This is a genomic window from Streptomyces sp. NPDC097595 (assembly GCF_044761525.1).
In the GTDB taxonomy this organism is placed as follows: domain Bacteria; phylum Actinomycetota; class Actinomycetes; order Streptomycetales; family Streptomycetaceae; genus Streptomyces; species Streptomyces drozdowiczii_A.
The window spans coordinates 1-12607 of record NZ_JBIWCN010000020.1 but is presented as its reverse complement, the minus strand read 5'-3'; the positions used below and the strand labels follow the sequence as shown (position 1 = coordinate 12607).

Sequence of the window (12607 nt, the reverse complement as noted above, 5' to 3'; positions counted from 1 at the left end):
CCGCTTCACCCTTCGGCTTGCCGGTAAACGATGGTGGTGCTGCCCACGACGATCCGCGAGCCGTCGCGGAGCGTAGCGCGGGTGGTGTGCTGCCCGTCTACCACGATGCCGTTGGTAGACCCGAGATCCTGGATCGTCGAGGGCGTTCCGGTCCTGATCTCACAGTGCCGGCGGGAGACGCCGGGGTCGTCGATCCGCACATCGGCGTCGGTGCTGCGGCCCATGACCAGCGTCGGGCGGGAGATCTGGTGGCGGGTGCCGTTGATCTCGATCCAGCGCCGCACCTGCGCATTCGGCAGGGAGGTGGGGGTGGCCGGCGGACGCCGGTCCGGACCGCCGTGCCGCCCGGCACCCGGCGGCGGGCCGGCGGGCATGGGCGGGGCGGAGGTGGGCGGGTAGCCGTAACCACCGGGGGCCTGCGGGGCGGGACGGGCGGGGTACCCCTGCTGGGGGGACTGGCCGCCGTAGCTCTGGCCCTGCGCCGGGCCCGGGCCCTGCCCCTGGCCCTGTGACGAACTCGACGCCAAAGTGCGGCTGCGGACCCGGTAGAGACCGGTGTCGAGATCCTCGGCCTTCTCCAGGTGGACCTTGATGGGGCCCATGAAGGTGTACCGCTGCTGCTTGGCGTAGTCCCGGACGAGTCCGGAGAGCTCGTCGCCGAGCTGGCCGGAGTACGGGCTCAGGCGCTCGTAGTCGGGGGCGCTGAGCTCGACGATGAAGTCGTTGGGGACGACGGTCCGCTCGCGGTTCCAGATGGTGGCGTTGTTGTCGCACTCCCGCTGGAGGGCACCCGCGATCTCGACCGGCTGGACCTCGGACTTGAAGACCTTGGCGAAAGTGCCGTTGACCAGACCTTCGAGACGCTGCTCGAAACGCTTCATCACTCCCATGGGGCACCTCCTCCGGTGTCGTCGTCCCTGTACTGCTTACTGATCGTATCCACGCGTCGGGAAATCGGCTGGTTCCCCTTGTCTGCCCTGCGGATGAGTGTCCCCCCTCACACGGATCGTAGAGGCGGCCTCCTCACAGTGTCCCGCACCTTGGACGCACTCAGGAGGAGTGGGGGGCGACCCCTGGGGGTTCCCGGTTCCTTTCGGACGTTCTGCGTACGTCGGCCGAGCGTGCGGCGGGTGCCCGGTGATCGGGCCGCGAAACAACGGATGTGAATCCACCCTGTCCAGCGTGCTAATCTTCCGGATGTCGCCAGGCGCTCGCACCGAAAAGTGGGAGAGCCCGGAAACACCACTCTTGCGCGAGTGGCGGAACGGCAGACGCGCTGGCTTCAGGTGCCAGTGTCCTTAGGGACGTGGGGGTTCAAATCCCCCCTCGCGCACAAGAAGGAAGCCCCCCAGGCATCGCCTGGGGGGCTTCTTCAGTTCGGGGCCGGTGGTTCATGGCCGGCCCCTTCCCTGTGTTTGGTTTCACGTGAAACGCCCGTTTTACGCGTGCGGAGTGTCACCCACGGCGTTGTAGCGCAGGAGGTACGCGGCGAACCGGGCGAGGTCGTCCTCGGTCCAGTCCGCGAGGCGTTCCTGATAGGCCGCGCGCCGACTGGCCTGGGTGGCGGCGAGGGCCTGCGTTCCGGCCTCGGTGGGGTGCAGCACCTGGATGCGGTGGTCGCCCGGGTCCGGGTGGCGCTCGACCAGGCCGAGCTTCTCCAGGGCGCCGATCTGCCGGCTGACTGTGGACTTGTCGAGCATGTAGTGCGCCGCCAGATCAGTCGCGCGGCACCCCTGCCGGTCATCGATATGTGCCAGCAGCGTGTACGAGACGAGCGGCAGCTCGGGGTGGAGTCGGGCCGCGGCGGCCCGCGCGCGGCGGGCGAAGGCGGTCAGTTCGCGCTGGATGACGTCCAGCGACTCCTCGCGTTCTCCGGGGGTGCCTGGCACGGGTTCGCCTTCCTCGAAAGTTCAGTTGTAGAGTACAACGGAATTGGAGTTGTAAAAGCCAACCAGTTGAGTTGTAAAAACCAACTACCTGGTCGATCGTCTGGAGCCCCCATGTCCGCAGGCCCGAGCGCCGCCGCCGGCTCTCCGGCGGGCGCGCTGCGTCACGTACTGAGCCACCTCGTCACCCCGCTGCTGATGTGCGTCGGCATGGGTCTCGCCTACCTCGGCGCCTTCCATGCCCCGCAACCGCACGACCTGCGGGTCGACGTGGTCGGCTCGGGGCCGTCCGCACAGGTGCTGGCGCAGACCCTCCAGGACAAGGGGGACGGGGCGCTGAGCGTGCGTACCGTCGCCGACCGCGCCACCGCGGCCGAGCATCTGCGCACGCAGGACAGCTACGGCGCCTACATCCCCGGCAAGGCCCCCGAACTGCTCGTCGCCTCCGCCTCCTCCGACACCAGCGCTACGGCGGTCGAGAAGGTCTTCACCCAGGTCGCGGCCGGACAGGGCGCCCCGCTGAAGGTGACCGACACCGCGCCCACGGCCGACGGCGACCCGACCGGCCAGGGCATCTTCTTCCTGCTGGTCGCCGTGAGCATCGGCTCGTACGCCTCCGTCGCCGTGATCGGCGGCGCCGGAGCGGTTCTGCGGCTGCGGGTGCGGGCGGCGCTGGCGCTGGGCGCCTCGCTGGTGGTCAGCGCCATCGGAGCGGTGTTCGCGGGGCCGCTGTTCGGTCTCGTGGACCACGGGCTCGCGGGGCTCTGGGCCATGGCGTGGCTCTACTCGGCGGGCATCCTGCTGATCGGTGTGGGCTTGCACACCTTCCTCAAGCGGTGGACCACGCTCGGCGTGATGGTGCTCTTCGTCATGCTCAACTTCACCAGCTCCGGCGGGATCTTCCGCCCCGAGCTCCAGCCCGGCTTCTTCGGGGCGCTGCACTCCTTCTGGAACGGGGCGGGCTTCGTGGAGGGCGTACGCGGCCATGTGTACTTCGGCGGCCACGCGCTGGGCGGGAACCTGCTGGTGCTGGCCCTCTGGTTCGTCGCGGGCCTGGTGCTGACGGGGCTCGCGGGCCTGGCCGAGGCGAGGCGGCGTTCGGCGGCCGCTCTTCCGGCCGTCCTTCCTGCCGCCGCTTCCGCCGGTCCGGCGCGTTCGTCGGTCGAGGAGGAAGAGGAGATGGAGGAGGCGGTGGGGGTCTGAGCGGCTGACCAGCGGGGGAGCCCGGCCCCCGGAGTTGTCCACAGGGGCAGACGGCGGTCGGTGTACGGCGGTACCGTCGGCGGCAGTTGATGTTGGGGCAGGTACCCGGCGGCTGCGCCGGGCGGGGGCGGGGGAGGCTGCGCGCCATGGAAGCGACCGGGACGGGACTGCCGCCGGTGCGACTCGTCGGACTCGGCGGTGGGGGCGCGATGCTCCCCACGGACGCGGGTGCGCAGCGCATACCGGCCGTGCCGGGGTTCGCACGCCGTACGGACAGGGCTCACGCGGAGGCCGGAGGGCGGCCGAAGGAGCAGGGCAAGGCGCTGCGGGCACGGGTGCCCCGGTCCGCGCACGCGGCGCTGGACCTGCCGGCCGGGCGGCCGGACGCGGTGCGCGCGGTGGAGGAGTCCAACCGGGGCCGGGTGGCGGAGCTGACGCCGATACGGGTGGGCCGGATGGCCGCCACCCCCTTCGCCTTCCTGCGCGGCTCGGCCGGGCTGATGGCCCACGACCTCGTGGGCACCCCGGTCACCGGGGTCACCGCCCAGCTCTGCGGCGACGCGCACGCGGCCAACTTCGGGCTGTACGGCGATGCGCGGGGCGGCCTCGTCATCGACCTGAACGACTTCGACGAGACCGTGGCCGGGCCCTGGGAGTGGGACCTCAAGCGCCTGGCGACCTCGCTGGTGCTCGCGGGCCGGGAGGCCGGGGCCGACGAGGACACCTGCCGCAAGGGCGCGTACGACACCGTGGGCGCCTACCGGCGGACGATGCGGCTGCTGGCCCGGCTGCCCGCGCTCGACGCGTGGAACGCCATCGCGGACGAGGAGCTCGTCTCCCACACCGACGCGCGGGACCTGCTCGGCACGCTGGAACGGGTCTCCGAGAAGGCCCGCAACAACACCAGCGCCCGCTTCGCGGCGAAGTCCACGGAGGACTGCGAGGACGGCGGCCGCCGCTTCGTGGACGCGCCGCCGGTGCTGCGCCGGGTCCCGGACGCGGAGGCCGCGGCCGTGGCGGCGGGTCTCGGGGACTATCTGGGAACCGTCTCCGAGGACCGGCTGCCGCTGCTGGCCCGGTACGCGATCCATGACGTGGCGTTCCGGGTGGTCGGCACCGGCAGCGTGGGCACCCGCTCGTACGTGGTGCTGCTGCTGGACCACCGGGGGGAGGCGCTGGTGCTCCAGGTGAAGGAGGCCAGGCCCTCGGTGCTCGGGCCGCATCTGGCGGCCGTGGGGTTCGCGGTGCCGGAGGTCGCGCACGAGGGGCGGCGCGTGGTGCTCGGGCAGAAGCGGATGCAGGTCGTCAGTGACCATCTGCTCGGGTGGACGACGGTGGACGGCCGGCCCTTCCAGGTGCGGCAGTTCAGGAACCGCAAGGGCAGCGTCGACCCCGCCGCCCTGGCCGCCGACCAGGTCGACGACTACGGCCGGATGACCGGGGCGCTGCTGGCGCGGGCCCATGCGCACAGCGCGGACCCGAGGCTGCTGGCGGGCTACTGCGGCAAGAACGACGAGCTGGACGAGGCGGTGGCGGCCTTCGCGGTGACCTACGCGGACCGCACGGAGTCGGACCACGGGGAGCTGGTCCGGGCGATCGGGTCGGGGCGGATCGCCGCGGAGCGGGGCGTGTGACGGCGGGCGTGGCCGGCCGCCCGGCATGAGGCGTGAGGTCTGCCGGGCCACCGTGGGTCCACGCGGGGCGGGCCGGGGCCATACGCTGGACGGGTGACCCACGAAGCACCCGGGGTGCCGACCTCCCGGAACGACGATGACCAACAGGACGAGGCCAGGCCGGCCGCCGGCCGCGAGGAGGCGGCGGGAACCGCGGGGCAGGAGCGGCCCGAGGCGCGGCTCGCGCAGGCGGTGCGGGTGGCCGAACAGGCGCTGATCGAGTTCGAGATCGCGGTGGAGACGTTCCGGGTCGAGGTGGAGAACTTCTCCCGGCTGCACCATCAGCGGCTGGGCCCGATGTACGCGCGGCTGGACGAGCTCGACGCGCGGATCGCCGAGGCGCGGGCCGCGAAGAGCGGTGACCCCGAGGACCTGCGCAAGGCGGAGGAAGCCCGGTCGGTCGTGATGCCCATGCCCGGCGTGGACGAGCTGTTCCACGACTGGATGGACTCCGAGGGCCTGTCCCCCGAGGCGTCGGCCATGCTGACCGATCAGACGGTGCGCCCGCCCAAGCGGGTCCGGCCCACCGACGAGGCCCGCAAGCTGTACCGCGACCTGGTCCGCAAGGCGCACCCGGACCTGGCCCAGGACGAGGAGGAGCGGGCCAGGCGGGACGAGTTCATCGCGCGCGTCAACGCCGCCTACGGGCGCGGGGACGAGGCCCTGCTCAACGAGCTGGCCGAGGAGTGGGCGGCGGGACCGGCCGCGCCCCGGCAGGAGCTGAGCGAGGCCGACGAGCTCTACGCCCGGCTGGACTGGCTGACCCAGCGCAAGGAACTGCTGACCGAGTGGGCCCAGGAGCTGGAGGAGAGCGCGATCGGCGCCATGCTGCGGATGGCCCCGGACGACCCGGACCAGCTGCTGGAGGAGATCGCCGAACAGCTGCTGGGCGAGGTCTCGCAGCGGGAGGCGGAGCTCGCGGCTCTGGTGCAGTAGCGTTTTCGGTGGCCCCGAGCGCACTGCTTCGGTGACCCCGAGCGCACTGACGAGAGAAGGCATGACCCATGAATTTCGGCCCGCTTCCCACGGTCGATGTCGCGTCCGTCCCGGCGGACGGCCTCGTGCTGGACGTCCGGGAGAACGACGAGTGGGCGGCCGGACACGTCGAGGGCGCCCTGCACATCCCCATGAGCGACTTCGTGGGCCGCTTCGGTGAGCTGACCGAGGCGGTGGAGGACGGCCGCCGCGTGCACGTCATGTGCCGGGTCGGCGGCCGGTCCGCCCAGGTCACCCAGTACCTGGTGCAGCAGGGGATCGACGCGGTCAACATCGACGGCGGCATGCTCGCCTGGGACGGCGCGGGCCGCCCGATGGTCACCGACAGCGGCACCCCGGCCTTCGTCGCCTGACGCGACCCGCCCCGGCTCCCGCCCCGGTCCTCCGGCGCCGGGGGCGTCAGCGGTCGAAGTCGAGCTCCACCTCCTCGGTGGCCGGATGGGACTGGCAGGCCAGCACGTAACCCGCGTCCGTCTCCTCCGGCTCCAGGGCGTAGTTGCGGTCCATCCGCACCTCGCCGGAGACCAGGAACGCCCGGCAGGTACCGCAGACGCCGCCCTTGCACGCGTACGGAGCGTCCGAGCGGCTGCGCAGCACCGTCTCCAGCAGCGACTCGCCCCCCTCCACCGGCCAGGTGCCGGAACGGCCGTCGAGCGTCGCCGTCAGGACGGACCCGACCGGCGTCTCGACCCGGGGCCCGGCGGGCGCGGCGGGGGCGTCCTCGACGTGGAAGATCTCCTGGTGGATGCGGGAGCGGTCCACGCCCAGCCCGTGCAGCGCGACCTCGGCGGCCCGGACCAGGCCCAGCGGCCCGCACAGGAACCAGCCGTCGATCTCCGCCACCGGCAGCAACGCCGGCAGCAGTCCGGAGAGCCGCTCGCCGTCCAGCCGGCCCGAGGGCAGACCGGCCTGCTGCTCCTCCCGGGACAGGGCGGTGACCAGCTGGAACCGGTCCGGGTAGCGGTCCTTCAGATCGGCGACCTCGTCCAGGAACATCGTCGAGGCGGCCGTCCGGTCGCTGCGGAACAGGCAGAACGTGGCGTTCGGCTCCCGGGCGAGCAGGGTGGCCGCCATGGACAGCACCGGGGTGATGCCGCTTCCGCCGACGATCGCCGCGAACTGCCCGGCGCGGGGCGTCAGGACGAAGCGCCCCATCGGAGGCATCGCCTCGATCGTGTCCCCGACCAGCAGCTCCTTGAGCGCGTACGTGGAGAACGCCCCGCCGTCCACGAGGCGGATGCCCACCCGCAGCGCCGGACCGGCCGAGGGCTCGGGGGCCGGTGCGCAGATCGAGTACGAGCGGCGGACCTCCTCGCCACCCACGGTGTAGCGGACGTTGAGATGCTGGCCGGGCTTGTGCCGGAAGGTCTCGTGCAGGCCGGGCGGAACGGCGAGGGTGACGGCCACCGAATCGTCCGTGAGCCGCTCGATCCCGCTGACCCGGAGCGGATGGAACATCTACAACTCCTTGAAGTGGTCGAACGGCTCCTGGCAGGCCACACAGCGCCGGAGCGCCTTGCACGCCGTGGAGGAGAACCGGCTCAGCAGCTCCGTCTCGGTGGAGCCGCAGTGCGGGCAGCGCACGGACAGGGTCAGCGGCACCGGACCGCCGGACGCGGTGTGGTGCGGGCGGGGCGGGGCTATGCCGAACTCCGCCAGCTTGCGGCGCCCTTCGGCGCTTATGTCGTCCGTCGACCAGGCAGGCGACAGGACCGTCTCCACGGACACCTCGGCCACACCGTGGTCGTGCAGCACGCGCTCGATGTCCGCGGACATCGCCTCGATCGCCGGGCAGCCGGTGTACGTCGGTGTGAGCCTGACCGTGACGTGGTCCGGGTCGTGCACCTCCACGCCGCGGACCACTCCCAGGTCCTCCAGGGTCAGCACGGGCAGCTCCGGATCCGGGACGGAGCCCGCGAGGCTCAGCAGCTCCTCCTCGACGGAGGTCCAGGTCACCATGACGCCCCCGGGTGGCTGCGGTGCAGGTGCTGCATCTCGGCGATCATCCGGCCGAAGGACTCCGTGTGGATGCCCTGCCGGCCCGCGCCCGCCGTCCAGGCGCCGGTCTGCGGGCCCGTGGGAACGGTCAGGGTGGCCCGGCCGAGGACGTCCGTGACGGCCTCCAGCCAGTGGCTGTGCAGCGCCTGCCAGTCGACGTCGACCCCTTCGACCGGCTGGAACAGCTCGCCGGTGAAGCGCCACAGCGCGTCCACCGCCCGCTGCATCCGCTCGCGGCTCTCGTCCGTCCCGTCACCGAGGCGCAGCGTCCACTGCTCGGCGTGGTCCCGGTGGTAGGCGACCTCCTTGACCGCCTTGGCCGCCAGTCCCGCGAACGGACCGTCTCCGGCCGCCAGCTGCTCGTACAGGCCCTGCTGGTGGACCGAGAAGTAGAGCTGCCGGGCGATGGTGTGGGCGAAGTCGCCGTTCGGCTGCTCGACCAGCTGGACGTTGCGGAAGGCGCGTTCCTCGCGGAGGTAGGCCAGCTCGTCCTCGTCGCCCGCGAGGGAGAGCAGCAGCCGGGCCTGGCCCAGCAGGTCGAGGGCGATATTGGCGAGGGCGACCTCCTCCTCCAGCACCGGGGCGTGGCCGGCCCACTCCCCCAGCCGGTGCGACAGCACCAGCGCGTCGTCGCCCAGGGCGAGAGCCGCGGTCACAGGTGCTTCACCCCGTCCGGGATCTCGTAGAACGTGGGGTGCCGGTAGGGCTTGTCACCGGCCGGTTCGAAGAACGAGTCCTTCTCGTCCGGTGAGGACGCCGTGATCTGGGCGGAGGGCACGACCCACAGCGAGACCCCCTCGGAGCGGCGGGTGTAGAGGTCGCGCGCGTTGCGCAGGGCCATTTCGGCGTCCGGGGCGTGGAGGCTGCCGGCGTGGGTGTGGGAGAGCCCGCGCCGCGAGCGGACGAACACCTCCCACAGCGGCCAGTCCGTCGAGCTGCTCATGCTGTCGCCTTTCCATTCCGTACCGCCGGGTCCGCGCCGGGCGTGTGCTTGCGGGCGTATGCGGCGGCGGCTTCGCGGACCCAGGCGCCTTCCTCGTGCGCGCGGCGGCGCTGGGTGAGGCGCTGCTCGTTGCACGGTCCGTTGCCCTTCAGGACCTCCTGGAACTCGGTCCAGTCGATCGCGCCGAAGTCGTGCCTGCCGCGTTCCTCGTTCCACCGGATGTCCGGGTCGGGGAGGGCCAGGCCGAGCGCCTCGGCCTGGGGGACGCAGATGTCGACGAACCGCTGCCGCAGCTCGTCGTTGGAATGCCGCTTGATCTTCCAGGTCATCGACTGCGCCGAGTGGGCCGAGGCGTCGTCCGGCGGGCCGAACATCATCAGGGAGGGCCACCACCAGCGGTTCACCGCGTCCTGGGCCATCTCGTGCTGGGCGGGGGTGCCGTTGCTCAGCGCGAGGAGCAGTTCGTAACCCTGGCGTTGGTGGAACGACTCCTCCTTGCAGATGCGGACCATCGCGCGGGCGTACGGGCCGTAGGAGCAGCGGCAGAGGGGCACCTGGTTGGTGATCGCGGCGCCGTCCACGAGCCAGCCGATGGCGCCCACGTCCGCCCAGGTCAGCGTCGGGTAGTTGAAGATCGAGGAGTAGCGCTGACGCCCCGCGTGCAGCTTGTCGAGCAGCTCCTCGCGGCCCGTGCCCAGCGTCTCGGCCGCGCTGTACAGATACAGGCCGTGGCCTGCCTCGTCCTGCACCTTGGCCATGAGGATGGCCTTGCGGCGCAGCGAGGGGGCGCGGGTGATCCAGTTGGCCTCCGGCTGCATGCCGATGATCTCGGAGTGGGCGTGCTGGGCCATCTGCCTGACCAGCGAGGCGCGGTACGCGTCGGGCATCCAGTCGCGCGGCTCGATGCGCTCGTCGGCCGCCACCGCTGCGTCGAAGGCGGCCTGGAGCGCCGCGTCGGGCCCCGCTCCGCCGCCTGCTGCCGTCTGCGCTGTCTGGCTCGCAGTCACTGCCGCCATCCCGGACTCCCTACCGACCGATCGTTCGGTTCAATGTCTTCAATGGTGAGTCCGGGGCCCGTAGGGTGTCAACCCTGTGGATAACCGACGCGATCGGGGCGGGATGGATTCGGACGACGACAGGGTCGCCAGCGGCGAGGGCGGACCCGTTCCCGCCGTCGAGGCGCCCGCGGCGGCCGGGGGAATGGCCGGGCTCTCGTTTCCGTACCAGCTCGTCGCCGCCGTGGCGCTCGCCGCCTTCGCGGTGCTGGCCTGCATGCACCTGGCCGTGGTCTTCCTGCACGTCGCGCCCTCCAACACGCTGACCAAGCAGCACGGCGCGGCGGTGGACGACTGGGTGTACCCCGAGTTCGAACAGAACTGGAAGCTTTTCGCGCCCAACCCCCTGCAACAGAACGTGTCCGTTCAGGTGCGCGCCGAGATATCCGGCGCCGACGGTCCCCGTACGACGGCCTGGCGGGATCTCTCCGCCGAGGACGGCCGGGCGATACGCGGCAATCCGCTGCCGAGCCACGTCCAGCAGAACGAACTCCGCCGGGCCTGGGACTTCTACGTCGGATCGCACGACGACAAGAACCGGGCCAACGGCCTGCGCGGCACCCTGTCCGAGAAGTACGTCCGCCGCCTGGTGATGCTGCGCCTCGGCGGCCAGGACGACGGCGGGACCATTCTGAGGATTCAGGTCCGGTCCGAGACGCGGGCCGTCGCGGCGCCCGGGTGGAGCGCCGAGAAGATCAGCATCGGCCCGTCCTATCGCGTCCTGCCCTGGTGGAAGGTCACCGCCGACGACCTGCCCGAGGAGGCGGGACAGTGAGCACTCCCCACCCGGCCCGCGGCCTCGCCGGCGCCGTCCAGCGCGTCACGGCCTCGGCCCTCGGCCCGTACCAGAGCGCCGTCATCCGCATCGGCTTCTCGGGCACCTTCCTGCTGTTCCTGCTCCGTGAGCTGCCGCACCGGCACGAGATGTACGGTCCCGACGCGCCCTGGCGCTGGGATCTGGCGCGACAGCTGATATCCGGGAACCAGGCGTTCACGACCCTCATGTGGTCGGACAGCGCGGTCTGGTTCGAGATCGTCTATGCGCTGGCGCTGCTCTCGTCCCTCCTGCTGATGCTCGGCTGGCACACCCGCGCCGTCTCCGTGGTCTTCATGGCCGGAGTCCTCTCGCTGCAGAACCGCAGCATCTTCATGGGTGACGGCGGCGACAACGTCATCCATCTGATGGCCATCTACCTGGTGCTGACCCGCTGCGGGCAGGTCTGGTCGCTGGACGCCCGGCGGGCGCGCGGCCGCGAATCCGCGGAGTACGCCGACCAGAGGGCCGGTGGGCGGCGGGTGCCCGGGGAGCCGGCCGGGATCGTGCTCTGGGTGGTGCTCGGGGCCGTCCTGGTGGGGGCCTCGGTGGCGGGTGGTCTGGGCGGGACCGTGTGGCTGCCGCTCCTTCTGTGGTGCCTGTGGATCGGCCAGGGTGCCTGGTGGGCCGTGAACCGGTACGCGCCGCGCAACGAGCTCCGTACCCTGCTCGACGTCATCGCCAACCTCGCCCACAACGCCACCCTCGTCGTGATCATGGCCGAGGTCTGCCTGATCTACGCGACGGCCGGCTGGTACAAGATCCAGGGCTCGCGCTGGCAGGACGGGACCGCGCTGTACTACCCGCTCAAGCTGGAGTACTTCACGCCCTGGCCCGCCCTGTCGGACCTTCTGGCCTCCAGCGGCGTCATGGTCATGGTGCTGTCGTACGCGACGGTCATCGTGCAGGTGGCCTTCCCGTTCACCCTCTTCAACCGGCGCGTGAAGAACTTCCTGCTCGCCGCGATGATCTGCGAGCACGCGGGGATCGCGCTCCTGCTGGGGCTGCCGTTCTTCTCGATGGCCATGATCGCCGCGGACGCCGTCTTCCTGCCGACCGCCTTCCTGGTGTGGCTCGGCGGGCGGGTGGCCACCGGGAGGGAGCGGGTGTTCCGGCGGCGAGGACGGGTGCCGGCGCCGCGTGCCGCCGACGGTGGCCCGGAGGCACCGGAGCCCGACGGCGACGGGAGCCATACCCTCGTCGGGTGAGCAGTGAGACCGGCAGCACCGGTGAGACCAGCGGTGGCGGCGCGCCCGTGGGCGAGGAGCCCGCGCAGTACGACGAGGGGTTCGGGACGGAGATCGGTGTCGGGCCGCATCCGCTGCCCTGGCCCGAGGACGAGCGTTACGACCCCGAGCTGCTGGCCGGTGGCGACCGGCGCAACGTGGGCGATCAGTACCGGTACTGGACCCGTGAGGCGATCGTCGCCGACCTCGATCTACGGCGCCACGACTTCCATGTGGCCGTGGAGAACTGGGGCCACGACTTCAACATCGGGTCCGTGGTGCGGACCGCGAACGCGTTCCTGGCCAAGGAGGTGCACATCGTCGGGCGGCGGCGCTGGAACCGGCGCGGGGCGATGGTCACCGACCGCTACCAGCATGTCCGGCACCACCCCGACACCGCGAGCCTGACCGCCTGGGCGGCGGCCGAGGGGCTGCCGATCGTCGGGATCGACAATCTGCCGGGGGCGGTGCCGTTGGAGCGGACGGTGCTGCCTCGGCGGTGTGTCCTCCTGTTCGGGCAGGAGGGGCCCGGGTTGACGGAGGAGGCTCGACGGTGTGCGGAGGTGGTGTGTTCCATCGCGCAGTTCGGGTCTACGCGGTCCATCAACGCGGGGGCGGCTGCCGCGATCGCGATGCATGCGTGGGTGGCGCGGTATGCGGTGATTCCTGGGTGAGGTGGGGACGGGGCGGGGTGGGAGGCGCCTGCGGCGGGCCTTTTCCCCTACCCGCCCCTTCCCGAAACCGGGGGGGCCCCCCCCCCCCCCCCCCCGCGCCCCCCCCGGCCGCGGGGGCGGGTCCCCGGAGCGGGGGCGC

Annotated in this window: 14 protein-coding genes and 1 tRNA gene; 8 read left to right on the top strand and 7 right to left on the bottom strand. The window is 71.8% G+C overall.

Going from position 1 to position 12607, the window contains the following annotated elements; translation table 11 throughout:
* Positions 1 to 5: 5 nt before the first annotated feature.
* On the bottom strand, positions 6 to 890 hold the full coding sequence (locus tag ACIQZN_RS27135; RefSeq protein WP_403999014.1) for an FhaA domain-containing protein: 885 nt from the start codon (positions 888 to 890) through the stop codon (positions 6 to 8).
* Between the two features lie 360 nt (positions 891 to 1250).
* Here ACIQZN_RS27135 and ACIQZN_RS27130 point away from each other — a divergent pair.
* Positions 1251 to 1333: transfer RNA gene (locus ACIQZN_RS27130), tRNA-Leu, on the top strand.
* Between the two features lie 106 nt (positions 1334 to 1439).
* Here ACIQZN_RS27130 and ACIQZN_RS27125 read toward each other — a convergent pair.
* Positions 1440 to 1889 carry a MarR family winged helix-turn-helix transcriptional regulator gene (locus ACIQZN_RS27125; protein WP_403999011.1) on the bottom strand — a complete coding sequence of 150 codons (450 nt, stop codon included), beginning with the start codon at positions 1887 to 1889 and terminating at the stop codon, positions 1440 to 1442.
* Between the two features lie 111 nt (positions 1890 to 2000).
* Between ACIQZN_RS27125 and ACIQZN_RS27120 the strand changes: the two genes are divergently transcribed.
* The 4 genes from ACIQZN_RS27120 to ACIQZN_RS27105 all read left to right on the top strand — a co-directional run bounded on the left by ACIQZN_RS27120 (position 2001) and on the right by ACIQZN_RS27105 (position 6111).
* Positions 2001 to 3089 carry a hypothetical protein gene (locus ACIQZN_RS27120; RefSeq protein WP_403999008.1) on the top strand — a complete coding sequence of 363 codons (1089 nt, stop codon included), beginning with the start codon at positions 2001 to 2003 and terminating at the stop codon, positions 3087 to 3089.
* A 146-nt stretch (positions 3090 to 3235) separates the two neighbouring features.
* Positions 3236 to 4723: a DUF2252 domain-containing protein gene (locus ACIQZN_RS27115; protein ID WP_403999005.1), complete on the top strand. Its 1488-nt coding sequence runs from the start codon at positions 3236 to 3238 to the stop codon at positions 4721 to 4723.
* Positions 4724 to 4816: 93 nt separating this feature from the next.
* Positions 4817 to 5698: a hypothetical protein gene (locus ACIQZN_RS27110; RefSeq protein WP_403999002.1), complete on the top strand. Its 882-nt coding sequence runs from the start codon at positions 4817 to 4819 to the stop codon at positions 5696 to 5698.
* 68 nt (positions 5699 to 5766) lie between these two features.
* Positions 5767 to 6111 (top strand): rhodanese-like domain-containing protein, encoded by a 345-nt coding sequence (locus ACIQZN_RS27105; RefSeq protein WP_403998999.1) that lies wholly within the window; start codon positions 5767 to 5769, stop codon positions 6109 to 6111.
* A 46-nt stretch (positions 6112 to 6157) separates the two neighbouring features.
* Here ACIQZN_RS27105 and ACIQZN_RS27100 read toward each other — a convergent pair whose 3' ends face one another.
* From ACIQZN_RS27100 to paaA, 5 genes are read right to left on the bottom strand one after another with little or no spacing between them, the layout of a single operon-like run.
* Positions 6158 to 7216 carry a 2Fe-2S iron-sulfur cluster-binding protein gene (locus tag ACIQZN_RS27100; protein ID WP_403998996.1) on the bottom strand — a complete coding sequence of 353 codons (1059 nt, stop codon included), beginning with the start codon at positions 7214 to 7216 and terminating at the stop codon, positions 6158 to 6160.
* Positions 7217 to 7717 carry a 1,2-phenylacetyl-CoA epoxidase subunit PaaD gene (paaD, locus tag ACIQZN_RS27095; RefSeq protein WP_403998993.1) on the bottom strand — a complete coding sequence of 167 codons (501 nt, stop codon included), beginning with the start codon at positions 7715 to 7717 and terminating at the stop codon, positions 7217 to 7219.
* Positions 7711 to 8412, bottom strand: a complete 702-nt coding sequence (gene paaC / locus ACIQZN_RS27090) for a 1,2-phenylacetyl-CoA epoxidase subunit PaaC (RefSeq protein WP_403998990.1) — start codon at positions 8410 to 8412, stop codon at positions 7711 to 7713. Before paaC ends, paaD begins: the two co-directional genes overlap by 7 nt.
* Positions 8409 to 8699 carry a 1,2-phenylacetyl-CoA epoxidase subunit PaaB gene (gene paaB / locus ACIQZN_RS27085; protein WP_018101933.1) on the bottom strand — a complete coding sequence of 97 codons (291 nt, stop codon included), beginning with the start codon at positions 8697 to 8699 and terminating at the stop codon, positions 8409 to 8411. The genes paaC and paaB overlap by 4 nt, the downstream gene beginning before the upstream one ends.
* Complete coding sequence (gene paaA / locus ACIQZN_RS27080; protein ID WP_403998986.1) at positions 8696 to 9715, bottom strand: 1,2-phenylacetyl-CoA epoxidase subunit PaaA; 1020 nt, start codon at positions 9713 to 9715, stop codon at positions 8696 to 8698. Before paaA ends, paaB begins: the two co-directional genes overlap by 4 nt.
* 103 nt (positions 9716 to 9818) lie before the next feature.
* On the opposite strand from paaA, the gene ACIQZN_RS27075 reads away from it, so the two are divergent.
* The 3 genes from ACIQZN_RS27075 to ACIQZN_RS27065 are packed head-to-tail and all read left to right on the top strand — an operon-like array spanning position 9819 to position 12468.
* Complete coding sequence (locus ACIQZN_RS27075) at positions 9819 to 10529, top strand: DUF5819 family protein (protein WP_403998984.1); 711 nt, start codon at positions 9819 to 9821, stop codon at positions 10527 to 10529.
* On the top strand, positions 10526 to 11776 hold the full coding sequence (locus ACIQZN_RS27070) for an HTTM domain-containing protein (RefSeq protein ID WP_403998981.1): 1251 nt from the start codon (positions 10526 to 10528) through the stop codon (positions 11774 to 11776). The genes ACIQZN_RS27075 and ACIQZN_RS27070 overlap by 4 nt, the downstream gene beginning before the upstream one ends.
* Positions 11773 to 12468 carry a TrmH family RNA methyltransferase gene (locus ACIQZN_RS27065; RefSeq protein WP_403998978.1) on the top strand — a complete coding sequence of 232 codons (696 nt, stop codon included), beginning with the start codon at positions 11773 to 11775 and terminating at the stop codon, positions 12466 to 12468. The genes ACIQZN_RS27070 and ACIQZN_RS27065 overlap by 4 nt, the downstream gene beginning before the upstream one ends.
* Positions 12469 to 12607: the final 139 nt, after the last annotated feature.

Coding starts and splice junctions, on each gene's coding strand:
- ACIQZN_RS27135 (WP_403999014.1), bottom strand. CDS start 890: ATGGGAGTGATGAAGCGTTTCGAGCAGCGTCTCGAAGGTCTGGTCAAC.
- ACIQZN_RS27120 (WP_403999008.1), top strand. CDS start 2,001: ATGTCCGCAGGCCCGAGCGCCGCCGCCGGCTCTCCGGCGGGCGCGCTG.
- ACIQZN_RS27115 (WP_403999005.1), top strand. CDS start 3,236: ATGGAAGCGACCGGGACGGGACTGCCGCCGGTGCGACTCGTCGGACTC.
- ACIQZN_RS27105 (WP_403998999.1), top strand. CDS start 5,767: ATGAATTTCGGCCCGCTTCCCACGGTCGATGTCGCGTCCGTCCCGGCG.
- ACIQZN_RS27100 (WP_403998996.1), bottom strand. CDS start 7,216: ATGTTCCATCCGCTCCGGGTCAGCGGGATCGAGCGGCTCACGGACGAT.
- paaD (WP_403998993.1), bottom strand. CDS start 7,717: ATGGTGACCTGGACCTCCGTCGAGGAGGAGCTGCTGAGCCTCGCGGGC.
- paaB (WP_018101933.1), bottom strand. CDS start 8,699: ATGAGCAGCTCGACGGACTGGCCGCTGTGGGAGGTGTTCGTCCGCTCG.
- paaA (WP_403998986.1), bottom strand. CDS start 9,715: ATGGCGGCAGTGACTGCGAGCCAGACAGCGCAGACGGCAGCAGGCGGC.
- ACIQZN_RS27075 (WP_403998984.1), top strand. CDS start 9,819: ATGGATTCGGACGACGACAGGGTCGCCAGCGGCGAGGGCGGACCCGTT.